Here is a 24,356-nt window from a genome sequence, read left to right as displayed (position 1 = left end):
TCCTGGATGATGGAATTTTTAGGGCTATGACCCGTTGCGTACTTCCATCGTACCGAGGCGCTCGTTTTTTTGCAAAGCGGAAATTTAACGCTCTACAGGAATGCTATCGTCCCCCGTTAGTTTAAGGACAATTACCTCTTCTTTTTCTTATAGAATTGAATGGCATATATAATAGCAGATGAAATTATGAGCCAAAGAAGAGCTCCTATAAAACTGAACGTAGAACCGTTCTTATGGAAAGTTACAATGCTCAGAATATCAGTGTTCATAAGATAGTCAAAAAAATAAAGTACCAAAAGTGTTCCCATAAAAACTAAAATCGTTAGCCTCTTATCATTCATCGAACTTTTACCCCCAAAATGAATATAACATCTCCATATGTGCTCTCCTACGTTAACCAGCCAGTTAGCTCAATAATAAAAGAGGAGCGGCCACCACAGTGCGCACTCCTCCAGTATCGTACCCGTTAGCTTAATAAGAAATGGGTATTCTAATGCAGAGGAATTTTCCCTTCTAATTCCTCTGCTTGGTTTATAAAGTATTTCATATTACCACTAACTTGAATACTTAACCCTAACCCAACTTCACGAAGTATTTCTTGCAACTCCTCAAATCTTTCTTTATCCTCTTCGGTTAAATCAGCAAATTTATATATTTCATCATTAGGAAATTGATTTAACTTATAATACAAGTTATTCAGAGTTTCCTTATCATTTTTTGAGAGATTTCCTAATTGTCCTCCAGTTGTGATACCAAGCCAAATTCCGTTTAGTACGTCTCCCAATTCAGTCGTCACCAAGTTGGGTTCTGACCATTTTTTTTCTTTTTGAATTGTAATTGTGCCTTCCAATTCTACTAAATTATGTTGAACCTCAGCAATGAATATTTGTTCCTTTACAAATTTCATCTTCATATATCCCCAAGCTACAAATGCGATTAGTAATATGTTCAAAACTATTGATATATTTAATATTAACTTTTGTTTTTTGCTCAATATTCCTCCCCCTTTCCGTACTGATTTTACCATAAAAACCATAATCAACTTTAAACAATTCTGCCCGTTAGCTTAACGCCCCACCCAGTCTATGACCTTTAGTTAAGCAGACTTGTGTCGCTCAAAAAAAGATATACTGTTTTCGCTCATTTTATTTAAAGCAGTTTTGTATCGCTGCACATCTATTCAGTAGATCATCCTAGAGATCGATCTGCTTTATCTTTTAATTCGTATACAAAACCGCTGCTGCCGGCACGATATGCATTAATTTTTTGTATACAAAAAGAAAAGCAGCTCACGCCGATCACACGTAGCTGCTACAATCAATGTATACAACGGATTGATCTCTCCTATTTCAATCCACCAGACTTTACTTTTTTCAGTGCTTCCTTAGTATTAGAAGCACATAGTTTTTTGAGAATGTTTTTAATCTGATTCTTGATCGTATTTTCTGTTTTTATAAGCTTCTTTTCCATCTCGGTTCGTGTAAATCCTTGTTCGACCAGCTCATAAATCTCCCGTTCAGCAGGAGTCAATTCTTTAAGCTGCTCTTCTTGTTTGAGTCGGCAATAATCCTTACCCAATATTTCGAGGGGGGATTGTTCAAAGTAGGTTTTCCGTATCATAGCAGGTATTTCGGAAACGTTTTTTTTCAGAACGTAGTTTGCGGCCCCGGCCACAAAAGACTTTTGAATCACTTCGTTGTCGTTTATGGAGGTAAGCATAATCGTTTTCCAATTTCCGTTATCTTTAAGCTCTAAAGCGGTATAAATCCCATCCAAGTTGTTATCGGTCAAATTAATGTCAATTAAGAATACATCGATCTGCTCAATGGCGCTGGACAGCCGAATCGCTTCTTCTTTCGTCGAGCAAACCTCAACCGTGTACGTATTTGTCGTCGTATTCACCCGATTGAATTGATGGAATGATATCAAGAATATTTACAATATTTTTAATAAAAATGTAGTAGTGAGTATGCCGCAACGCTATTAGCCATGGCATGGGCTAACCACGAAACATAAATATTTTTCGTCTTATAAAAGATAATGCCAAAAAACACACTATCAATAAATACAGTTGTCAGATCCAAACTTACAATTAGGAGGTTCCCTGATGTTATGTGCATCAGTGCGAAAATAATAGAAGATAAGGATGGCGGGCAATGGCTTCACTATCCAATGTAATCTCCCTTGAATTAATCCTCTAAACACGATCTCTTCGCCTAAAGCTAGAACAAGCAGGCTGATTAATAGCTTTCCATCGAAGGATTGAATGAAGGAAGCCCGTTCTTGTACGTGTACCATGACTTCAGGGAAATAGTTTTTAAAAACGTAAAGGTAGAACAATTGTAGGACGAAACCAACAATAAATACGAAATACCAGACTTCCTTGAAATCCCTCGAAATACTCTTAAATTTGAAATCAATGTCCTCTCTCTTTTTCTCACCCTTCTCTCCACGAGAAAATAAACAATGGGCAACAATGAAAATAACGTTTTCAGTTGGGGAGTCAACAACATGCTCCCTACCATGAGTAATACAAGAACTATCATTTCAAGTAATGGTCTTTTTTGTTCCACGGTCATTTTTGTAATATTCTCCTTCATCCGAGATGTGATTTTTCTGCATTCGCTATTTGCAAGTTAACCCCTTCTATGTTGACACTTAAATGCCCGTCCCTCGTTCAGCAAGAAAAAGTTGATTGTCGAAGTTTACTGTTGGTCTGACTCACGAGAAACAGGCAAGAGGCAACAAGAGGCAACAAGCATATTTTTCTTATTCGACGCCGTATTCTCATAATCCTTGCTGTCAATATAACGGAACCAAGCCAAATAATGTTGCAAATACTTGGTTGCAACGCCGTTAAAGCGGTCAATCCATCTTTTCAGACGGCTGTGGTAACTGTTGACGTTTTGTATATGGTACACGCCTTTCACACGCTGTTTCCCATCGGATTTAAAGCGATAATGATCCAAACCTTTCATTTTCGCATAGGAACTGAATGCCCTCCACGAATCGGTACAAAGCACATTTGACTCATTTAGATGACCGCCAATAGCCTCATCCAATTTAGACGTTCGAATGCGTCCACGTCCAAGTACGCCAGAGAAAGTCATCTTCTGACGGTCACGAGCAACCAATACACATATTTGGTCGTTACTGATGCCACGATATTTAGCTTTACCACCACGTTTACGGGACTTGCGTTCAAAGATATTCCTTTTGCCCTTTTCAGAGAACAAGAAATAGGTCTCATCCATTTCGACGATGCCCTGAAACGTTTCTGTTAGAATTTGTTTCAGAGCGGCAAGAATCTTATGCCGCCAGTAAAACAGGGTTACGTGAGTTACCTCGTCATGCAACAGTTCAGCACATTTCCTCAACGAAAAACCCTCAATCATACATTCGATGAATCGAACCCAAAGATGAGGTCTTCTGGTGCGTTGAAGAGGGGTGTTGGTGAGGTCGTTGAATGTTTGATGGCAGGATTTGCAGCGATAACGTTGCCGCTTGACCTCTCCAGTACGTGTTTTAATAACGTATTTTCCAAATCGCACAACCGAGTGATTATTGCAATGCGGACAAACAAGCCCATCTTTATGCTTTTGTTCTGAGATTTCATCAATCGCACGATTTGGAGCTACCAAGTTTTTCGTTCGAGATTGCAAAAAGTATATAAGTTCTTGCTTACCGCTTTCGTCCAAAGCGTTAGCGAGCTTCTTCAATTCCTTTAAATCCATAGGTAAATCATCTCCGAACTATGATTATACCCATTATTATAGGAACAATTTGTTCGTATTTATCAAATATCAACATTAAGAATTAACATAGCCAAAATAAAAAAGCCGCGATTTATGCGGATTCTTATGCATATATGTTCTTGTCCCCCGACATTTCATTTGGTGTCATACACTATATAGCTGCTTTTTTCGGTGATCAAATAATAAGTTGGCACAAATGAAAAAGCCGCCATGCATTTGGTGGCAACCCTCTCATGAATATTTGTTACTTACATGTTCAATAAATGAATCTACCAGACAATGTGGATTCTCCTTAGTTGAACTCAATTGGGGAACAAATAACGTCCCGATAAAGAATCTATGTCCAAGTAATTCAACAATTCTTGGCATTCCTTCAGCATCAGTTCCTACAATTTTTAACCCTGCTTCATTAATTAGTGCTTCAAATTCTGAGTTTAACCCGTAACTGCATCTGAATTGTTCGATTGTAGTTGGTTTTTGGTAAATGTCAGAAACTAATGAAGGACTCTTTATAAATACTTCACCTTTTTGACCCACTAGTGAACAAGTAAGTTTACTGATAACTAGTTGAGAAGCATCAGGGTTTAGTTCTTCATGATCAGCATCTTCAATCATTAATTTATTTTTGGCATACTCGATAATTATATTTTGAAATCCACCGCAAGTTCCTATTAATGGAATATTGTGTTCACGGGCATATCGAATAATTTGTAATACTCCACTTACAGATTCGGGAATACCCGGGGCTATCCAGAAACCTTTATAAGCCTTTTCGATCGTATCTAGCTGTTCAGGAATTGATGCTGTAGGAATCCAGTCATACTCAATTTGTATTCCAATTTTTTTAATGGAATGGATTAATGCATCATTTGTGGCTTGCTGTGAAAGATAATCCGGATTAAAATCACCTATAATACCAATTTTCAAATGGACAACCCCCTTAAAATAAAATCATCAAGTGATAATAGCACGGACTGGTATTTCGAGAATCGGTTGGCCACTATAGGCAAAGCCCCCTACAGAAAGCTCACGGTTAGACGGTCTTGCCGCTATCGTCGCCGCAAGGGAGCCATACCTTTCAGTTAGAACTTCCTCGCGCCATTCATAATCGTGAATATTGTACAAATCCGCCTCGACCAGCTCCCAGCCATCATTCAACACGACAGGTCTCGTCGGATCAAGCGATTTCGTCAAATAATACATGGATAGCGCATGCTGCTGCTACTGTTTATCGATCAGAATGTTAGGCACACTCCAGCTCTCGTTTAGCGGTACACATACGACGATGCTCGGTTGATTATAGTCGCGCTCGATCGCTTCCTGCCATTCCTTCGTAAACTTGCGAACATACTCATTGGAATACTGATAAGCGTTTGCCGCTTCCCTCCAAACGAGAAGGCCCAGCATATTAAGCGAGCTTGGTTATTTGCTTTACGAAACAGAGACTCGAGAGAAGGACGCGCAAATTGCGGCTTTACCTGTACGGTCATTCCGTTAATCATTCAACCGATAATAGAGAATGCCATTTACGAAATTAACTATTTAGGACACACTTTATTAATGACAGCAAACTTTAAGATCGTTATCCTAGTTTAGGCAATTTACTATTGTTTTTGTATCCTGAATCGTAGCGATCAAATCACTAATAGCTCCCGGACTTTTAACCGGCATTCTTTTCCAGACTTTCTCCACCTGGCTCTTCGGAATATTAATATTAGTTGTATTTGGCACAATCGTCGTGCCATTTACCTTATATTTAAACACCTTCCCCATTTTTTGTCTGAACTCACTACCTTCATGATCTACGATACGTTGCCACACCTCTTCGAATTGAAGCAACTCAATCCCCTCCATACATTTTCAAGAAGCATAGCACAATACCCCTCATGTAAATAAAGATTATGAGTGACAGTGTGTTTAACAATGGGTGGAAGAATAATATCTAAACAATATTTGAGAGAATGTTATTTTAGAGGTGTTCTTGTTGCATCTTCAATTCTCTGTCATGTTCTAAAAAAAAAAGAATAAAATATAATATAGTGATTGATGCGATGTAAGGCGCGGCATCGCAAAATCTGGAAGAGGAATCGACAAGTCTTCAAACATAATGAAATAAGCTTATCAGGATTGATTAATCCGGGTAAGCTTATTTCTTGTCAATGGCCTCTTTACGTCCTCCGCGGCGTCGCTGATACTAGTTGGCGCCATTCAGCCCTCTAAACAATCTCAAATCATTCTATAGCCCTGGAAAGACCATTTAGTAGGAATGTTAATTTTTTTTCTCCCAAACTTCAACTAGTTTCAATGTTTGCAGGGGCATAAACAGTACGTCACGAACAAATACATACCCCTCTCTGCCTAAACAATAACTTATGGAGTTTATCATACCAACCGGAGCATTCGGAACCATTTCATCTAGTAGTTCAGAATCAGTTTTATGCCAGTGGATTTCGGGTACCAAAATAAAATCATAAATAACTTTATTTTGATTTTCTTCGAGATCCAGCCAGGGATAAGGAGAATAAAATAGTGCTAGTGTATTCATCAACTATCCTTTAAACGCTTTATTTTCAGGCAACATATCGCAATTGTTAATCAAGAACTGAAGATCTGTCTTGGATAAATTGACACTCTTCAAGTAAACCCATTCCTTTCAAATAACATTGAAATGGCCCTAAAAGGGAGATCAAGTTCACTTCTATTTAGAAAGGAGGCTGCCGGCTACAATCCTTAACTGGAGTACCGATCCGAGGAGCAGCTATATATTTTTGTAACTAAACTAGTGTTTCTGATCTTGGCATCAACTTGGCTTGTAGCTTATTCACCTCATAACCTGTACATATAGCTGTATGTACAGGTTATCGCTATAATAATGGGCATACTGTTGTTATTCAAACAATCGAAGATGGCAAACACAGCAGCGGCAGTCTACCGTAGTAACAATTTGGTTTGAAACAACTCCACCTTCAGACCTGTACATACAGGTTGCGTTACACTAATATGAATTAGACCCAGTTCATACCCGCCCCCCACTTCAGATGACACTATACGAAAACGTGAATCGGTATGCTTACCGTTGCCATCGCATTTTTCTTTTGTTCATCATTTACGTGCGTATAAATCATTGTCGTTTCGATCGAGGAGTGCCCAAGCAGCTCCTTTACAACGCGAATATCCACTCCATTTTTCAATAGCATTGTTGCAAATGAATGCCGCAGCTTATGACAAGACAGTTTCATATCCGATAATTTCGGGTTTTGTTCCTTGAATGCAGAAAACGTTTCGTTTGCGATCTTCTGAATCTGGCGTATCGAGAGGCGTCTTCCCTTTTGTGAAATAAAGAAAGCATCTTCCCTCTTATTGTAAGGGGTAATCCGCTCTTCCTCTACCCTACTAAGATAGTCAACAAGCATTTTGGGTACGGGTATCTCGTTCCACTTACGCCCCTTGCCGAAGACCTCGATTGTCCCCTTTGATTTCTTGAAATCCTTAAGGTTCAATCGGTGAACTTCCCCTACACGTAACCCGCAATATCCCATGAGCAGGAAAATGGCTATATTCCGGTTTCGATACCGCCCTTCGATAAACTGGAGACTTTCGACCAGTTCCTCCTCCTCAAGGTAAACAGGCTTCTTGTTCTTTTCCGTCTTTGATTTTTTCACATCGAGTGCAGGATTCCGTGTAGCCATTTCGAAATCCATCAAGGCTACATAAAACGATCTAATTGCTGAAAGTGACCTGTTTCTTGTCCGGTCCCCGGTGGATTTCTGTTTGGAGACCAGGAAGTTAATAACCGCCATTTTCCCTGACTTCTCTACCTCCGCTCCACCCAACGATACAAGATAAGTTTGGACTTCTCTCATGTATTCCCGCTGCGTGGAATCCGTATATCCAGCCTGCTTCATCCAGAGGGAGAAAGCACGTACCTGCTCCCCGTATACTTCTTCGATCTCATACTTCAACGCCAATAGTAACACCACCAGTCCGTTGCCGAATTAATTACACACACAGCAGCCCCGAACAATTACCGTATCCTCTGTATATTTTAGGATTCTCTCGAGGCCACGAAACCCTTGTTCATTTCCGAGTTCATCAAACAGAATGATAACCAAGGATGAATCTGCGATCACCGGGTATGTTTTCACCTCTATCAATGAAGGAATATCATTCAAAAAAAAGGTTTCAGTACATCTGACGAGGAAGAAGACTTTAAACTCTGTCCACTCAGCAAAGGTGGAGATTTTGCACTGCCGCGAGTTCATAGAGTTTGGCTTTTTCCATTCAACATTTTGATAATGAATCGAATGGGCAATAACTTGCCGGTAACCAGACTTCCTATTGTAAAACAATCCGATTTGAATATCAGCTTTCTTCTTGGACCTTCCGTTCTCCCTTTACTGTCCCTCGGAGATAACCGTATACTTGATCGCCGTATCTGATATCAGGAATTCTTCCCATGCTGTCAAATCGAATGTAGTAAGCGCTTTTCTTTTCAGTTTGAGGTTCCCATTTTTCATAGAACGGAGAATTTCACAAGTTTCCACTTCTTCCTACTTGTCATGGTGAATAATTATTTTCCGACCTTCAAGGGATAATAATCTCATGCACATCACATTCTCTTAAAGCACCAGATCCGACATTATTAGAAGGCAATATGCCTTTTTGACTCTTACAAATACCCCACTATTATTAACAAAATCGATATAAACAGAAAGTGCGCAAAACATGAGTTTGGCGTACTTATTATAGCACATACGTTCCCCATTAAGGTAGTTTGTTCAAAATAAATAGCCGTTCCTATAAACGGCCAAAAAACCTTTATGAATCACTTTGGATATCTCTTATTGTAACAGTAATATAAATTAGGTCTGTATAATGCTTGATTCGTTCCATGATTCGATTCCCTTTATTTTCGTCGAATCCATCACGGTTTGTGAAGCAAAGGTGCTCCTCAAGCGCCTCAAGATCGAGGTTCGACGTAAATAACGTTGGCTTTCGGTTCATACGATAATTCAGGATCGTTCCAAGTACGTGATCACGAAACCAGGGATTCAAATTCTCAGCCCCTATGTCATCAAGGACAAGCACGTCCGCCTCTCTTAAAGAATCTATTGTTTCACTGAGTTTTTTTGAATCATTGAACGAAGCCTTAAGGTCCTCATAAAAATCGGGTAAATAAACAATAACGCCCGTATGCCCCTCTTTGGCCAGCTCATTAAGCAAATAACTCATTAAGTAAGTCTTTCCCGTACCAAACCCACCTGTCAAGAAGAGACCTCTGGTCTTCAGACCTTCCCACTTTATCTTCGAGACATACTCTAAGATTTCAAACACGGCTCTTGCCCGCTCCGGATCTTTCCTCAACATTTCCGCTACATCATAACCATTCTGGATTATGCTCTCGTTTACCGCAACTGTCCGGATACGTTTTTGAACTCTCTCTTGATTGATCCTCTGCTTCCAATGTTTGCAGGCGACCTTTTTTTCGGTAACACTATTCTTCTCATCAACCTCAACTGCAGTGAAGTGTCCCTGCATCGCATTCCCGCAACTGTCCACCCCTTCACATTTGGCGCAACGATCCTGCTCAGTGACATACTCATATAACCGGTTCATATTCACTTTCAGCGTAAATTCATCCATTCCTTGATGCCTTCTCATAACTCGACTACCAATGGATGGTTAATGACATAATCTCTTTTTTCAGTGGCAGCGTGAAACTGGCCCCGCGCCATCATTTGCTTTAGTGCATCACCGATTGAATCCATGAATGGACGGTCCTCCTAGGTTAATTCCCATCGAAATGTTCCATCGCCTGAATAGACGTTACTACGTTGCTAGTTAGGAGGTCAGCAGCTATCGTCTCCAGGTAGGCAATCGACCAAGCCTTCCACTCCGAAAACATAAAATGTAACAAGGCCCGTACTACTTGGTTAGGTACTCGATAATTAGCCTCAAATTTCTCGAATATCCTAGAATAAACGTCCACCATTGATTTATCGTGAAGTAATTTCTCCATTATTACTGGCAACGGATATTGTTCGATAATTTCTGTATATACTTGAGCTGTCAATTCATTAGTGAACATACTTGGCAATGGTAAGAATGCCTGAGAAACGACTCCCCTTTTACAGCTTGGAAATGTAACTGCCGCGCTGCCGCTAGGTCCTTCTTATTCATTATCGAAATTTGCCTAGCTATTGTATTTAAACGCTCCATATCCAACGCACCGGAACGCCAAACAACTTGCTCATCTAGTGCCTCACATAATTGAGTAGTTGTCATATCGTGTTTTATGAACTGATGATATATCTCCCTAATAGTGCCTTCGTTATTCGCGATGTCCTCTTACCATTCAGGTCTTGCTGGTTGAATTGCTTGGCGATCCCGGTTACAAATACAACCGGGAACTCAAGCCCTTTACTCTTGTGAATGGACATCATCCGAACCACTTCTTCTTGCTCACCCATAGACTTCGCGGTACCGAGGTCATTTCCCGCTTCCTTCATGCGCTCAATAAAGCGCAGGAATCGGAATAAGCCACGGAAGGAAGTCGCCTCATACTGGCGAGCACGATCGTAAAGGGCCTTCAAGTTGGCTTGCCGCTGCACACCACCGGGAAGACCGCCAACAAAATCGTAATACCTGGTATCACGGTAGATTCGCCAGATCAGCTCAGCCAGTGAACCTTCTCTTGCATCTGTGCATGGATTGAAGAATTTGATCCCGCAAACTGCCAGCGACCTGTTTATTCAAAAAAATACCCAGCATGTACACCGGCAAAATTGCGATCAAAAAGCCCATGAGCAGCTTAGGGAAAATCGTAAACCTTTTCTTTTGAAGCCGCATTGCGTTTCCTCCTAGCGTGTGTACCCGTCGATTCCTGTGATGCATTCACCCACCATTCTATCCCTTAAAAGAAGGGATAGTCTAATTATTACCTTACTTGTACTGTTCTATTGAGCGCTTGGTTTATAGATATAAAAACTTATAAATCATTATCATTTAAAAAGCTCCCCTTCCAGCAGCAGGCTTTCGTTTTCACCTGTCTACCGTAAAGGAAGCATATGAGTTTTACCTATTTACTTGGTATCTTTTCGTTACCGTAAAGCGCTTGATCTCGGACATGTTCCCCTTGTAGTCTTCCAGCGTAATACCGATGACTGATCCCTCTGCCGGAATAGCCAATCCATTCAAGTCATGATAGCCCCGAATGAAATAATCAGTTGCTGCACCGTCATACTCCTTCGAAGGTTTAACTGCCATACCATTAACGGTAATGTACATGTGCCACCAGTCCTTCGAGGAAGGGACATCGATCCCCAGCTTATTTCCATCGATATAGTAGCCGCCGTCGAACGGTTCGGAATAAATATCCTTCATTTTACCAGCATAACTGACGGCATCAAGGACTCTGCCTTTCGAATCCAAGGCAGATATTCGCAGCAGGTACCGGTCATCATCCTTCACGGGCACTTTAAGTTTTGCAGCAGCCGTTTCGATATCTACGGTATTGGTATACGTATCTTTTCTTCCGTCGGTAAAGATCAAGTCAAAGCGGATTTTGCTGCCGCGGTTTTCCTTGCCCCAGCCGATATCGAAGCCTTCGGCCGTTTCTTTGACCGATACATCTGAAAGGTAATTTTTGCTGTTAAGCTTAATAATAGCAGGCTTGCTCTCGGTATGATCGGTGCCGACGGCGGTCAGTTTTAGAGCCGTGACCTGTTTGTCCAAGTTCTTCACATAGAAGCTGTCGCCATAGATCCCGCCTAAAAATTGCTCTTCGCCATTACTCAGCTGCGCATAGAGATTGTATTGCTTTACTTTACTATAGTCCGCACGATTCCATACGACATCGACTTCATTGGTATGATACCGGTCTTTGACTGCAAAGCCGGTTGGCTTGTCAGGCGTGTAGTCTTTCCCATCCGTGAGTTTAATCTCCCCGATGTTGACTTGATAGCCGCCCACAGTGCCACCCTTCGGATCAAATGCAAGTCCCAGGGCCGCGATTTCACGATTTGTATATGCCTTTAAATCCAATCGGGCTGTGACATAACCTTTTGTCTTCTTTCCGCTATGCGGTACGGGGATGTATTCGACTTTATCCGGCCATCTTTGAAAATAAGCCCTAACTGGATCTCAGAGCCATCCGTCACAGATGTTTTGTTATACGTAAGTGAAGCCGTTGTGGTCTTTTTAACGTCCAGATCCGTTTTATACAGACGCAGGAAATTTTTTGCATCCAAGTTTCCGTTCACAACAAGCGAGCTTCCGCCTTTGTAGCCGCCGATAGGCTGATAAGTGAATTTATCGCCGTTCTCCACGGCATCCCCATAATCAAAATCGGCTTGCAGCCTGGTTCCCCGGCTCTCCATCCACCACTGCCACGTCGGAAGAATATCCTGCAAATTAATGTTCGACCACTCTTCGTCCTTGGACACTTTACCGTCCATATAATACTTCATGCCATGTCCGGTATTAAAATTCGCCACAAACGTGCTCTATGGAATCATCCTTAAAAGAAAGTTTCGGACCGATCGTTTTTTGTGTAACCGCATACATTTTTTTAGAGAAGCCTCGGTCGCACCTCATTTTCCGTTTTACACGTCCATTTCCCCTACGATCCGCCTCGAAATCGCAGCTTCGCGAAGGCGTAAGCGGCAACATCGGGATATCAAAAAGCACTCTCGATAAGGGTTCTAACATTTATACGTTTGCGAGTGGTGTCAGCTACGCCGGTCTGCCCCTTTAAGTAGCTCCGGGGGAGCTACTTTGTTTATATATTCATTGGGACTGCGATAATTTAGTTGTTTGTTTTGATGTATATCTATATTAAAACCTATATTAAACAATGAAGAGCAGCACACAATATACCAGCGTAGATGTCACCAGGGCAAACTAGATGGAAATAGATTACAAGATAGCTCAAGTACCAGCATAGCTAACACCATTCGCAAATACATAGTAATTGTTTACAGTTATCCCCTGTATGCAGAGTGCATGAAACATAAAAGTGAGTGGGAGAAAAAAAGCCGCACCAGCGGCTTTGTTGTACGACAGCACTTACCCATTACTGAGTGGGATCACCATGTTCCAGGTATTCGATGCATCCCCAAACCCGTGCTTGCCATCCGAGACGGCTCCAAACAAATGAGTCGGTCTGCCGTCCTGGAACAGTAAAAATGGACGTTCGAAGTTGCCGAACGTTCTCATATTGCCATCATTCATTTGCACGGTACGAGAATAGGCAAGCGGTTTTTCGTAAATTTCCCAAGACAATCCATCCTTGGAATGAGCATGCACTCCCCCATATTTTTCACCGCACAGTGTGCCATCCATATCCTTCGCAATTAATTCGAAGTGATCCCCGTTCTTCCATATAAATGGGTCTTCTATGTGGAAGTTCTCAGGAGGAAATATTGGATTCTCGCTAAGCACATGGTAGGGTCCCTCGTAGCGCTTCGCGAATGCTGCTCCAATAGTCATTTTACCATGCCGGTTACCCTCGTACCGCCTGGCTTTATAAATGAGCAGAACAGAGCCGTCGTCTTGAATGCAGGGTGCTGGATTCGATGTAAGGAAGCTGTCAAATTTACCAGGACGTGCAGGCACTATTGGAGCATCTAACCTAAGCCATGGGCCAAAGACGCTTTTTGAGATTGCAAGACCAATCCGTTTGTTAGCTCGTCCAACAATGCACCTTGGATCATCCAACCCGTATCCATCGTTCAACATCGGGTCAGGCAGCGGATGTGTTGAGCCCATATAGTACAATAAATAACCATCTTTATATTTCACAATATGCGGATTATGAGTGCTGCGGCCGTCCCAAAATTCCGCTCCTCTTGCAGGAAGCACAACCTCTTGAAAAGCATATGGACCTTCAGGTGTATCAGATACAGCTCTTACAATTTCCGAAGCCACTATCCAACCAGGGTGCATGGGCAGCGTTTTTGGCCAACGCGAAGCAAACATATGGAAGCGCTCATCCTCACCTTTTACTACAGATCCACACCAAATCCAGTATCCGTCCATACGGAAACCCCCGTTTATAGGTGCAGGCATTTTTTTATAAAACATGATAAACCCCTCCCTACTCGTACCAGTAGCCCTTATGTCCATGTAAAATTCTCATAAGCGCCTCGATATAATAGTAATCGCCCCATATCATGTAATCATCCGGCGATGATCCGCTGCGTACACTGTATGATCCACGCTCCAGGAGCCCCTCCGCATCCGAGTTGCCGATCGTGGCATAATGCTGGATCAGGCCGACAATCGAATGCTTCATACCGTTCTCTAGAAAAACCCGATCCCGATGATCTGCCGGCAGAGCTTGCAACAATTGATGGATGCCGCATACAGCAATCGCGGACGCGGAGCTATCTCTCTTTGTCTCAGAGTGTACCGGAGCGCAGAAATCCCAGTAGACGACTCCGTCCTCGGGCAATCTCTCCAGGAAGTGACGTGCCATACGAAGAGAGGTTTCTTGATACTGCGGATCGCCCGTATAATGGTACGCTAGCGCGAATCCATAAATTCCCCAAGCCTGTCCTCTCGTCCAAGTTGAACCATCGGCATAGCCCTGCTCTGTGCCGCCGCGAATTGGTTCTCCGTTGCTCTGATCAAAGTAGAACGTATGGAAGGAAGAATCGTCGCCGCGTACGAGATAACGTCTGCTCTTCTCTGCCTGCCGTACTGCTGCCACCGCGTATCGCTGGTCTCCTGTTTGATGGGCTGCCCAGAATAGCAATGGCAAATTCATCAGACAGTCAATAATGATGCGTCCTCCGTTCTTCTCATCTCCGTCCACTCCCCACGCCTGGATAATTCCTGCACCTGGCCTCCAGCGTTTCATTAACACCTCTGCGGAGGCAAGCGCGAGCTTCTTGGCCGCCTCATCCTTCTCGATTATCCACTGTGCCTTGGCGGAGAGAGAATAAAGAAAGCCGATGTCATGATGGTCCAACACGATATGTGCCGCTAGCCGCTGTCGAAAGCTCTCGACGGTAGAGGCCGCCGCATCCCGGAACTGCTTATCCTTCGTATGTTCGTAGCACAGCCATAACATGCCGCTCCAGAAGCCGTTCGTCCAATCGGTATTATCATTGAGATGGTAGACGCCATTTTCACTGACATGCGGAAACCTCCCGTTGAACTTTGCGATATTTCGTTTCGTTTTCTCCACAGCATCCTTAAGTGCCTCTTGCAGCACGGCTTTCACTCCCCGGTAAAAATAATTGTTGCAACATACTGATAGTTAACCTCATGCACCCGACACCGCTCTTAGCCTTCCTGAACTTCATCATGAACAAAGCTCAGCAACGACCCGTCCACGCCTTCCGTTGCGCCGAGATCAGGCTGATCCATTAGCGTAACGACAGGCCCTTCCGTCTCAGGCATACCTTCCAGCTCGAACAATATGATTTCATTAAGGCCTTTACGAAGAATGGGTCCCGGCACATAAAGCGCACGCTGAGGGCCTGCTTCCCAATAGCGCCCCAGATTAAAGCCGTTAATCCATGCAACGCCTTTCTTCCAGCCGTCGAACCGGAGGAAGGTGTCGCTGCCCTCCTCTCCCTCGAAATATCCGCGATAGAAAGCCGGTCCGCCGCTCCACTCTAAAGTAGGCTTTTTCATAGTCTCATAGGATACTTTGTTTATCATGCTGTTCATCATCGAAAGGGGATAGACGGTCCAGTTGTACTGGAACTGATTGTCGATTCGCACGCCTTCTGTAATGCCCTTCGTATCGCGCAGCAGCGGGCCATAATTGATTCGTCCCATATTCTCCACGAGAATGTCCAGTCTGGCTCCGCCGGGAGGCACTACTATATCCAGAGGCTGCGGATTCCATCGCTCAATGACCCCCAGAGGCACTCCACCCAGGAATACCTGCGCCCGGTCCCGTACCTCCTGAATATGCAGCTTCTGCCCTGAACGCGGTCCTTTCAGCCATGTTGAATACAGAATAAAGCCATAAGACTGCCCGAACTTCTCCATCGGCTCGATCCATACGCTCTCCTTTGATTTCGAAATGGCATCCAACTGAGGGAAGAGTTCCCCCCGTTCCGACAAATAGACTTTGCCGTAAGCCCGTTTCGGTATCGGCTCCGGCAAGGGACAACCCGCTTCAAACCCGTGCTTCTCCATAACGTCGCGAATAGCCACATATTTGGCGGTTACATCGCCCCATTCCGTAAGCGGTGCATCATAGTCGTAGCTCGTTACTGTAGGTTCGTATGCCTTGATATGATTAGCGCCGTTATAGAACCCGAAATTTGTTCCGCCATGAAACATATAGAAATTGACGGAAGCTCCCCTGGTTAGCATCTCATCCAATTCCGCTGCAACATCCAAGCCATCCCTTACATGATGCGCCTCCATCCAATGATCAAACCAGCCATTCCAAAATTCCATGCACATTAGCGGCTCCGACGCACGGTATTCCCGGAATTTCTCGAACGATTCTACTGCCCTTGAGCCGAAATTCACGGTTGCGTGAACGCCTTCGATCGTACCTCCAATCAGCATCTCATCGGTTGGGCCATCGGAGGTGAAGAGCATAACGTCAACGCCACGGCGCGTCAGGCCGTCCCACAAGTATTCCAAGTATCTCGTATCATGGCCATAGCTACCGTATTCGTTCTCAACCTGCACCGCAATCACTGGACCGCCATTCGTAGATAGTAGCGGAACAAGAAGAGGGATCAGCTTGTCATAATAACGATCTACCTTATCCAGATAGCTCTGGTCAAAGCAGCGCAGACGCATATTGCTGTCCTCAAGCAGCCACGCGGGTAATCCGCCGAACTCCCACTCGGCGCATATGTAGGGGCTGGGTCGAACAATCACATGCAGGCCAAGCTCTCCGGCAAGCCTAATGAATTGTGCCACATCTGCCATGCCATCGAACTGAAATTTTCCTTCCTGCGGCTCATGCACATTCCATGCCACATAGGTTTCTACCGTGTTGAAACCGCAAGCTTTCAGCTTCAACAGCCGATCCTGCCAATATTCCGGCACGACGCGGAAATAATGGATTGCTCCTGACATGATACGCAGCGGTTCGCCGTTCAACAAATAACAGCCATCCTTCCATTCCAACCGACTCATGTTTCCACTCCCTCTATATGCAATATAAACTCATTTCCGGTTATTCGCTGCTTCCATACGCAGCAAACGATCTCATTCTCGGTTTATCGTCCGATTCCAATATTCGCAAGCGCAGACCGTCCATTGAAGCAGGCGCGATACGGTCGATCTTCTTGTGTCCGATCGCGCTTCCTCGAACAATCTCATGCCATTTGCCCCCGCAAAATGCTTCTATCGCATATTCCCGTACACGCTCACCGTATCGAATGTTCTCCATGATCACCACATGCTCGACTACTGTGTTATGCGCAAGCCCAAGCATAATGAGCTCGCCTTCTTCGTCTGCGGCTTCTGCAAACGCCTTGCCGAACCTGCGCCCGATCTCATCGCCGAACGCGATGATCCGCTCAACGTCGGCATCAGGTAGAAGTCCGCGATTATCCGGCGCCACATTCAAAAGCAGCGTCGCGCCATGGCCGACGGAGCGATAATAAATATCCATTAGACTGTCCAGGGACAGCAGAAGCTCTTCCTCATCGGGATGCCAGAACCAGCGATCCTTGCGGATCGGCACATCGCATTCCGCCGGAACCCAGTTCGGAGTGTCCGGCAGCCAGTTCAAGGAGGCATCGCTGAACATGCTAACCCGTGCCGACTCCGCCGTATTCCAGCATGGATACGGCGCCAGTCCGTCCTCGTTGCCTACCCACCGAATCGTGGGCGCTCCCATATTGAAGATCATGGCTCCGGGCTGATGTTGCTTAACCAATCCGATAATCCGGCTCCAGTCATACTCCCGGCCCTCTGAGCCCGCTCCGTCGAACCATACTTCCACCAGAGGTCCATAACCGGTTAAAAGCTCTTCCAGCTGCCGCAAGTAGAATTCATCATAGGCTGCCTTGTCCGAATAACAAGGCTCATGGCGGTCCCATGGCGATAAGTATAGTCCGAAGCCGATTCCTTCTTCGCGGCATGCCTCGGCGCATTCATGCACCACATCGCCCTTGCCTTCCTTCCAGGGACTGGAGACAACCGAATAATCCGTTGTCGCCGTCGGCCACAAGCAGAAACCGTCGTGATGCTTTGCCGTCAGGACGAAATAGCGGAAGCCCGCTCGCTTGGCTGTGCGTACCCACTGATGGGCATCCATCTCTGAAGGGCTAAATAACAAGGGCGAATCACTCCCGTCACCCCATTCCTGATCGCAGAACGTATTCATCCCAAAGTGACAAAAGAACCCAAGCTCGTAATCCTGCCATAGGAGCTGATGCTCCGTTGGAAGGGGCCCATTAAAAGAAGATTGAATCATTCTATTCCATCCTTTCAACATCGAATAGATCTTTATATAGAACCTCTACTCATTTTTCCCCCTAAGCTCAGTAGGCGTTAATCCCGTATATTTCTTAAACACTTTCGAGAAATAGCTTCGTTCATAATAGCCCAGCTTGGCAGCCACAATCTCAACGCTCTCATCCGAATTCTTAAGAAGCTGCTCCGCTATCCCTACCTTATAGCGGTGTACATAATCCGTGAAGTTGACCCCCGTGAGCCGTTTGAAAAAGCGGGAGAAGTAGCTCGGATTCAAGTCTAAGAACTGTGCCATATCAATGGAACTGATATTCTCAGCCAAGTTGTCGACAATATAGCGATCGATCGCCTGCATTTTAGGCTCCAGCAGCGTCGAGTGCAGAGGTCTTTTTTCCTCTGCGATGAGCTCGGAAAGCTTCCCTTTCATCAGACTGAGCAGGTCGTCTCCATTCATGACGGACTCCAGCGCTTGATAAAAAGTCTCATCCCTAGTCCGCATATTCAGCTTCATTTCAAGGGAACGCACCAATTCCATGCAGGCCTGAATCCAATCCAGCGGCTGAATCCGTTTATCCGAAGCTTCGGCCATCATAGCTGCTAGCAGATCAAACATTACGCTTTCATCGCCATCCTGCACGGCTTTATCTAATGACTTCTTAAAGGTTTCAAAGTTATTAGCGGCGGGATAATAGACCAAATGATTCCGGTCGGGACGCCATTCTAACAGACTGGTTTCCTCATAGAAAAGCTGGTATCTATTGCGATTCATCTTTTTATACATGTCTGGGATTTCCGCAAGCGCAAGCTCTGTCGTGCAGTTTATGAAATGGAGGTTTACTTTCAGAAATTGTTCAACCTGCCGCTGCACATCGATTAAGTAGCTCTGTAAGTAGCTTTGCGGCGTTGTCGTAACGCTGCTTCGATAGTTGAGCAGCACCATCAAAAAGCCCCTATTTTTGAAAGCGCTGATTCCTTCATACCGGTTGGAAATCTCAGTGGCGATATTGTACACGGAATACAGAAGCAGATTCATGTCCTTATAACCGTAACGCGTTCGCACACTAGAATATGGAATATAACCAAACGTAAGCTTGAAGGAGGAATAGGACCACTTGATACCTAGCCTGCGGGCGTACCTAATAAGGGTTTCTTCGTTGCTTCCTCCGCTTACAAGTTGCTCAAAGAAGGCGCTCTTCAGCACATCCAGATTACGGATGAAATCCTCCTGATATGATTCCCTGGCCTCCGAGACCGCTTTCTGCTTCATCGCCACAATGGACTTGTTGAGCGTTTCTTCGAGCTGCGCGGCCACCAGCTTGTCCTTGATCAGATAATCGTCTGCGTTCAGATGAAGCGCCCGCTTCACGAATTCGAACTCTTCATAGCAGGTCAGAAACACAATTCTCACATCCGGCTTTATCTGTTTGAATTGATCCGCGAGCTGAAGGCCGTTCATCTGCGGTAGCCCGATATCCGTCACCACTATATCGGGCTTCTCTCGCTTGAACAGCTCCAGCGCTTTAATGCTGGAGTAAGATTCCAGCAGCGTATTGAAGCCTAGAGAATTCCAATCAATAAGCTGACGCAAATATTTCAGCATAAGCGCGTCGTCATCGATTATCAGAACCTTATACATCGTTCTCGACCTCCAGAAGCTTATCTGATTCCAAAATAGGAAAGCTTAGATTGACGGTAATGCCTGTATCCTTGTTCGAGACAAGCCGCATCGCTGCTTTCGGCCCATATATAAGTCTCATTCGTTTCAAAATATTGCGCAGTCCGATATGGTCAAGGCCATCACTTACCTTTATGGTTTCTTCATTCAGTTTTTCGTTCATAATGGCCAGCGTCTCCTCTGACATTCCCGCGCCGTTATCCTTGATGGCAATAACTAGGTTCTGATTAAGAATCTGGGCATCCAGCACAATTTCTGAATTACGTTTCCTATCGACGAAGCCGTGTACGATCGCGTTCTCAACCAATGGCTGAAGCAGAAGCTTCGAAATAAACACGTTGCCTGCGATTTCTGAATAATCCATAGTCAGCCCGATACGCATGTCGCTCCTCATCTCCATGAGGCTGACATAGTGCCGGAGCACCTCGCATTCCTCCCGCAGGGTAGAAGGCTCATCCATCCTCAAGTAATTCCGCAGCAGTGTGATAAGCGAATTGATTTTCTCGCCGTGCAGGGTATCCGACTGCATAATGAGACTGATCTTAATCGCGTTAAGCGTATTGAGAAGAAAATGGGGCCGAATCTGATTCGCCAGCGTGTGAAGCTCCATTCTGCGCTTCTCGTCCTGCTCTCGATTGATATTCGCAATCAGCTCTTCAATCTGATCCAGCATCTGATTGAGGGTTCGTCCCAAATCATTGATCTCGTCCTCGCCGGAGACGACGAATCGCATCGAGCGGTTGCCGCCTCCGAATTGAAAGGCGATCCGCTGCAGCTTATGAATCGGTTTATGCAGTCTTCTCGCCATGACCATGGACAACAGTAAAAATAGGAGCATGGATATCCCGATAATCATACCGCTAATATAGAACGTTCTCGTAAGCTGACCTACAACGTCCTGCTTAGGCGTCTCGAATACAAGGCTCCAATCCACGATTGGAATGATGGCTTTGCTTCGAATAGATGTCGCAGCATCGCTTGATGGCTCAAGCTCCACGTCCCCCGATCCCGCAAATAGCTCTCCATCGCTATTAAAAAGGCCGAACTTTCCAGTGGTAAAAGGATGAAACAGCTCGCTGAAATAATTTTCCGAAATGCCTATGTTGAGAACAGCCAGCCTGCGTCCGGTGCCTGACTCACGGATGGCCCTTGTTCCATAGAAGAACTTTTCTGGATACATATCAGAAGAAACCGCGCCGAGCCACTGAAAGTGACCAGAATTAGTCAGGAACTCCTTGGAACGTATTTGTCTCCAATGCTCCTCCAGCTGCGCAATGTCCTTTCCCCGGTCAAAGAAGCCCGGCGTAGAAATGATCATCCCTTGCTCATTTGCGATAAACAGATGGATATGATTGGGTGAAGCCTCGAACGACACTAGTTTGAGGAGGTTTTCAATTCCGTTGTAAACCTTATAATCCTCATAATTGCTAATTTGGCTTAGGTTCGCGTAATGCTTGTAATAGGGCTTTAATAGATCATTTTCAACAAAAATAAGAGAAGCGTAAGCCAGATCGCTAATCGTCTCCTCAATGTCCTTCTCCGTAAGCTGCAGAATGCTCTTATTCGTCAGCTCAATTTTCTCCATGCTGGCATTTTTAATTAGCAAGTAAGAAAAAATGGATACAGTAACGATTGGAAGCAAAATAAGAATAATAAACGAAAGCTGAATTTTTCGATAATACGTACTGCGGAACAACTTCTTCATTATGATCCTTTCAACGTTCGTATTATTCTTAGATTATATCCACATTATAAGTATCTCACTCCTTGACCGTTAGTACGATTTTTTCGTCTAAAGGGTAAAATTTTGACCCCCCGCGCCGCTAATTTGAGCCGTTCCAATTATAAAAAAAGCGTACCGGATGGGCAAAAAAACCCTCTGGAACGCTTTTCGTTCGTTTAACTTACTTCGTATTCTCTTCAATGATCTTCGTTGCTTCGTCAACCATTTGCTGCTGTATTTCATCGATAGATTCATTGCCAAGCATAAACTTGCTGAATGCATCCGCTTGTACTTTCGCGAGCTGTGAGCCGAAAGTAGTTATGACCTGTGAAGCCTCCAGATATTCAATCTTATCGCTGAATAACGAGTTTTTGAGCGATTCCACATCGTACATTTTCGCTTTGTCTCCGATCATGCGATCAATCAGCGGTTCCGGATCGGATTTCTTCCAGCCGGAGAACTCCGTTTTAAACTCGGATTCTACTGTCGACAAGAAACGCATTAGCTTGAAGGAAGCTGCTTTGTTCTTGGACGTTGCTCCAATCGCCAGATGCGAGCCGCCCACGAAGTATTTGCCACCCTCGTAATCCTTGGGCTCGGCGCCTGCCGGAGGCAGGGGAACCGGTGCGAATGCTGTTACGAAATCATGCGGGTATTGCTCCAGGTTTCCAGGATCCGGAACCATCCAGCTGCCCGACAAAATCATTGCCGCTTCTTCGTTGAAGAACTCAGTACGGTAGTTCAGCTTGGCCGCAAGCACGTCCGCATAAGGCTTCGTTGTCTCATCTATCGCTTCCATATCTTTGCGAAGCTGGAAGAAATACTTATACGTAGGATCCGAGTAATTCGTCGTCCCGTCCTCATAACGGAAAGGATTTCTGAGAACCGTCTGCGCAGGCGGATTCATGTAAAGCTCCCACGTATGGAAGTAGCTGCCGTAACGCTTGTCCACACCTTCTCCTTTATTAAGCTTCTTCGCATACTCACGGAAATCATCCCAAGTCCAGCCGTAAGATGGAACCGGCAGGCCAGCCTCATCCAGAGCATTTTTGTTCATCAGAATGAATTGGTAGCTGGTCGTGTTCTGCATGCCATAGTACTTGTCGTCGATTTTCGGATTCACGTAGTATTCGTCTTCGGGGACAAGTCCTTCCGCTTTATAATATTCATTCAGCGGAGCAAGCGCGCCTCTCGAGGCTCTCTCAATTACAGCATCCAGGCTAGGCACACCGATTACGTCGATTGCTGCGCCGGAGGAAATCAAGAAGTCCAGCTTCTTCAACATCTCTACCGAGTTGCCGGGAACGAGAACGACATGCTCGACTTTGATGTTCGGATTCTCTTTCTCAAATTGATCCAGAAGCGCTCGGGTATTCGACAACGTCGCTTCATTATCCCAGTTGTAATACTTGATAGTGACCTGCTCATCCGATGAGACATTTGGCGATGCGGAACCGACTTTGTTCGAATTGCCGGAATCGGATTTGCCGCAGGCGCTGAGTATGGTTACGATCGCCAGCATGATGCTTAGCAGTAACATGGTGCTTCTCTTCACTTGCTATTCCCCCTTGTAGAAATCTATATTGACGTCCTTGGAATTGATTATAGCTTTAGCGTCGGTGTCGGCGTGTACGATTTTTAGGTGATTGGAGAAAATATTTGACTTTTCCGATTGCTCTCAGAAAAGTCCCTGCAGGGTATAAATAATTTTCGCACCCTCCGCCCGGGTCGCCAAGCCCTGGGAAACAATCCGATTGTCTGAACGACCCTGGATAATCCCTAAGGCCTTCGCTTGTTGGATCGGCAGCTTCGCCCAATCGGCGAAAAGATTCGTTTCACGGAAGCATTCCCCTGTTGCTGGATCGAGCTTCATCTGACCGCTATACTTGTAGGCTCTCATGATCATAACCACCATCGCTTGCGGGTAATCTCTGCATCCGGCCTCAAATCGGCTCGCGGCTGTTCCCTCCTGTGGTTGCCCCACCGCGCGCTGGGAGCTGCGCGCGGTGCAGCACAATGCCTGCTTGCGCTGCCAAGTTGACGTCGTGAGCATACCACATGTCGCTGGGCACATCCTAGAACCGCATATCGGCTTCTCCCTGCAATCTTAGCATCCAGGATAAGAGTACGGCAAACTCCGCGCGGTTAATCGATTGATTCGGGGCGAAGTCATTGCTTCCTACTCCATTACAATTCCTTGCGCCAACAATGCCTTAATTGCCTCTTCTGCCCAATGTCCTGATACTACGTCGTTGTAGGCTTTATCATAACTTAGTATGGCATAGTAGCTAAAATGATATAGCTTTGCTTCCAACTCCTTGTTGTTCTTAGTACCTTTCATATACGTAAGGATAATCAGAAATAGAATAAAGAGCTGATAGCTTGTGCTCATCTTTTTCAACAGGCAACGTAACTGTTATTGGCTCAATGAATTGACTCAGCTTTATCGTTCTGACGTCGATACTTTAGATGAGCAGGGACAAGTCTAATAATGGAGTAAGCGGCTGCAAAGACGCTCCCGTTTTCTGTTCGGCCCGCTCCAGCAGTGATTCGGCGGCTTTAGAGCCGACTTCCTCTAACTGCAATCGGATTTGTCCCTCTGATAGCTGCCCAGCCTTTGCCATTTCGCTTAACTGCTCGAGCACTGCAGTTGGAATGCTACTGCTGATATTATCTGCTTGTACAGAAATGAATGCTGAATCAGCGGCCTTCAACAGCTCAGCCGAATTTACCGGCAGCACCAAAGCTTTAATATCCCTTCCGTCTTGAATACGGACTGACTCTCAGCTAGACCTTC

21 protein-coding genes and 2 pseudogenes are annotated in these 24,356 nt (G+C 44.9%); all 23 read right to left on the bottom strand.

Going from position 1 to position 24,356, the window contains the following annotated elements; translation table 11 throughout:
* Window positions 1–490: 490 nt before the first annotated feature.
* The 23 genes and pseudogenes from AC0YNZ_RS21920 to AC0YNZ_RS21810 all read right to left on the bottom strand — a co-directional run bounded on the left by AC0YNZ_RS21920 (window position 491) and on the right by AC0YNZ_RS21810 (window position 24,303).
* Window positions 491–994 carry a hypothetical protein gene (locus AC0YNZ_RS21920; protein WP_475828622.1) on the bottom strand — a complete coding sequence of 168 codons (504 nt, stop codon included), beginning with the start codon at window positions 992–994 and terminating at the stop codon, window positions 491–493.
* Window positions 995–1,344: 350 nt separating this feature from the next.
* The gene (locus AC0YNZ_RS21915; protein ID WP_475828621.1) at window positions 1,345–1,902 is read right to left on the bottom strand and encodes a response regulator transcription factor; all 558 of its coding nucleotides are present in this window, start codon (window positions 1,900–1,902) and stop codon (window positions 1,345–1,347) included.
* 44 nt (window positions 1,903–1,946) lie between these two features.
* On the bottom strand, window positions 1,947–2,132 hold the full coding sequence (locus tag AC0YNZ_RS21910; RefSeq protein ID WP_475828630.1) for a CPBP family glutamic-type intramembrane protease: 186 nt from the start codon (window positions 2,130–2,132) through the stop codon (window positions 1,947–1,949).
* 573 nt (window positions 2,133–2,705) lie between these two features.
* Complete coding sequence (locus tag AC0YNZ_RS21905) at window positions 2,706–3,734, bottom strand: IS1595 family transposase (protein WP_475828620.1); 1,029 nt, start codon at window positions 3,732–3,734, stop codon at window positions 2,706–2,708.
* 252 nt (window positions 3,735–3,986) lie between these two features.
* Window positions 3,987–4,682, bottom strand: coding sequence for a CTP synthase C-terminal region-related (seleno)protein (locus tag AC0YNZ_RS21900; protein WP_475828619.1), 696 nt, complete (start codon window positions 4,680–4,682; stop codon window positions 3,987–3,989).
* A 57-nt stretch (window positions 4,683–4,739) separates the two neighbouring features.
* Window positions 4,740–5,159: pseudogene (locus AC0YNZ_RS21895) on the bottom strand (glycoside hydrolase family 2 TIM barrel-domain containing protein); the annotation flags it as partial.
* 183 nt (window positions 5,160–5,342) lie between these two features.
* Entirely contained in the window at window positions 5,343–5,594 is a 252-nt protein-coding gene (locus AC0YNZ_RS21890) for a hypothetical protein (RefSeq protein ID WP_475828618.1), read from the bottom strand.
* A gap of 430 nt (window positions 5,595–6,024) precedes the next feature.
* Window positions 6,025–6,300 carry a hypothetical protein gene (locus tag AC0YNZ_RS21885; protein WP_475828617.1) on the bottom strand — a complete coding sequence of 92 codons (276 nt, stop codon included), beginning with the start codon at window positions 6,298–6,300 and terminating at the stop codon, window positions 6,025–6,027.
* A 499-nt stretch (window positions 6,301–6,799) separates the two neighbouring features.
* Complete coding sequence (locus AC0YNZ_RS21880) at window positions 6,800–7,723, bottom strand: tyrosine-type recombinase/integrase (protein WP_475828616.1); 924 nt, start codon at window positions 7,721–7,723, stop codon at window positions 6,800–6,802.
* Window positions 7,724–8,573: 850 nt separating this feature from the next.
* Window positions 8,574–9,398, bottom strand: a complete 825-nt coding sequence (zapE, locus tag AC0YNZ_RS21875; protein WP_475828615.1) for an AFG1/ZapE family ATPase — start codon at window positions 9,396–9,398, stop codon at window positions 8,574–8,576.
* Window positions 9,399–10,108: 710 nt separating this feature from the next.
* Window positions 10,109–10,459, bottom strand: a pseudogene (locus tag AC0YNZ_RS21870) (3'-5' exonuclease); the annotation flags it as partial.
* A complete protein-coding gene (locus AC0YNZ_RS21865) occupies window positions 10,431–10,604 on the bottom strand; it encodes a hypothetical protein (RefSeq protein ID WP_475828614.1) in 174 nt (57 codons plus the stop codon). The gene AC0YNZ_RS21865 and the pseudogene AC0YNZ_RS21870, both read right to left, overlap by 29 nt.
* A 225-nt stretch (window positions 10,605–10,829) precedes the next feature.
* Window positions 10,830–11,726 (bottom strand): GH85 family endohexosaminidase C-terminal domain-containing protein, encoded by an 897-nt coding sequence (locus tag AC0YNZ_RS21860; RefSeq protein ID WP_475828613.1) that lies wholly within the window; start codon window positions 11,724–11,726, stop codon window positions 10,830–10,832.
* Between the two features lie 62 nt (window positions 11,727–11,788).
* Window positions 11,789–12,250, bottom strand: a complete 462-nt coding sequence (locus tag AC0YNZ_RS21855) for a hypothetical protein (protein ID WP_475828612.1) — start codon at window positions 12,248–12,250, stop codon at window positions 11,789–11,791.
* Window positions 12,251–12,821: 571 nt separating this feature from the next.
* Window positions 12,822–13,838 carry a glycoside hydrolase family protein gene (locus AC0YNZ_RS21850; protein ID WP_475828611.1) on the bottom strand — a complete coding sequence of 339 codons (1,017 nt, stop codon included), beginning with the start codon at window positions 13,836–13,838 and terminating at the stop codon, window positions 12,822–12,824.
* Window positions 13,839–13,851: 13 nt separating this feature from the next.
* On the bottom strand, window positions 13,852–14,973 hold the full coding sequence (locus AC0YNZ_RS21845) for a glycoside hydrolase family 88 protein (protein ID WP_475828610.1): 1,122 nt from the start codon (window positions 14,971–14,973) through the stop codon (window positions 13,852–13,854).
* Between the two features lie 71 nt (window positions 14,974–15,044).
* Complete coding sequence (locus AC0YNZ_RS21840) at window positions 15,045–16,874, bottom strand: beta-galactosidase (protein ID WP_475828609.1); 1,830 nt, start codon at window positions 16,872–16,874, stop codon at window positions 15,045–15,047.
* Window positions 16,875–16,914: 40 nt separating this feature from the next.
* The gene (locus AC0YNZ_RS21835; RefSeq protein ID WP_475828608.1) at window positions 16,915–18,162 is read right to left on the bottom strand and encodes an alpha-L-fucosidase; all 1,248 of its coding nucleotides are present in this window, start codon (window positions 18,160–18,162) and stop codon (window positions 16,915–16,917) included.
* Window positions 18,163–18,207: 45 nt separating this feature from the next.
* Window positions 18,208–19,797, bottom strand: coding sequence for a response regulator transcription factor (locus AC0YNZ_RS21830; protein WP_475828607.1), 1,590 nt, complete (start codon window positions 19,795–19,797; stop codon window positions 18,208–18,210).
* Complete coding sequence (locus AC0YNZ_RS21825) at window positions 19,790–21,541, bottom strand: cache domain-containing sensor histidine kinase (protein WP_475828606.1); 1,752 nt, start codon at window positions 21,539–21,541, stop codon at window positions 19,790–19,792. The genes AC0YNZ_RS21830 and AC0YNZ_RS21825 overlap by 8 nt, the downstream gene beginning before the upstream one ends.
* Window positions 21,542–21,740: 199 nt before the next feature.
* Window positions 21,741–23,099 (bottom strand): ABC transporter substrate-binding protein, encoded by a 1,359-nt coding sequence (locus AC0YNZ_RS21820; RefSeq protein ID WP_475828629.1) that lies wholly within the window; start codon window positions 23,097–23,099, stop codon window positions 21,741–21,743.
* Window positions 23,100–23,237: 138 nt separating this feature from the next.
* Window positions 23,238–23,633, bottom strand: a complete 396-nt coding sequence (locus AC0YNZ_RS21815) for a hypothetical protein (protein ID WP_475828605.1) — start codon at window positions 23,631–23,633, stop codon at window positions 23,238–23,240.
* 391 nt (window positions 23,634–24,024) lie between these two features.
* Window positions 24,025–24,303: a hypothetical protein gene (locus AC0YNZ_RS21810; RefSeq protein ID WP_475828604.1), complete on the bottom strand. Its 279-nt coding sequence runs from the start codon at window positions 24,301–24,303 to the stop codon at window positions 24,025–24,027.
* Between the last annotated feature and the right edge of the window lie 53 nt (window positions 24,304–24,356).

The organism is Paenibacillus sp. J2L1-98, from assembly GCF_056269405.1.
This window is presented reverse-complemented; position numbering and strand designations above follow the sequence as displayed.

Coding starts and splice junctions, on each gene's coding strand:
- AC0YNZ_RS21905 (WP_475828620.1), bottom strand. CDS start 3,734: ATGGATTTAAAGGAATTGAAGAAGCTCGCTAACGCTTTGGACGAAAGC.
- AC0YNZ_RS21885 (WP_475828617.1), bottom strand. CDS start 6,300: ATGAATACACTAGCACTATTTTATTCTCCTTATCCCTGGCTGGATCTC.
- zapE (WP_475828615.1), bottom strand. CDS start 9,398: ATGGATGAATTTACGCTGAAAGTGAATATGAACCGGTTATATGAGTAT.
- AC0YNZ_RS21865 (WP_475828614.1), bottom strand. CDS start 10,604: ATGCGGCTTCAAAAGAAAAGGTTTACGATTTTCCCTAAGCTGCTCATG.
- AC0YNZ_RS21850 (WP_475828611.1), bottom strand. CDS start 13,838: ATGTTTTATAAAAAAATGCCTGCACCTATAAACGGGGGTTTCCGTATG.
- AC0YNZ_RS21840 (WP_475828609.1), bottom strand. CDS start 16,874: ATGAGTCGGTTGGAATGGAAGGATGGCTGTTATTTGTTGAACGGCGAA.
- AC0YNZ_RS21835 (WP_475828608.1), bottom strand. CDS start 18,162: ATGATTCAATCTTCTTTTAATGGGCCCCTTCCAACGGAGCATCAGCTC.
- AC0YNZ_RS21830 (WP_475828607.1), bottom strand. CDS start 19,797: ATGTATAAGGTTCTGATAATCGATGACGACGCGCTTATGCTGAAATAT.
- AC0YNZ_RS21825 (WP_475828606.1), bottom strand. CDS start 21,541: ATGAAGAAGTTGTTCCGCAGTACGTATTATCGAAAAATTCAGCTTTCG.
- AC0YNZ_RS21820 (WP_475828629.1), bottom strand. CDS start 23,099: ATGTTACTGCTAAGCATCATGCTGGCGATCGTAACCATACTCAGCGCC.
- AC0YNZ_RS21815 (WP_475828605.1), bottom strand. CDS start 23,633: ATGTGCCCAGCGACATGTGGTATGCTCACGACGTCAACTTGGCAGCGC.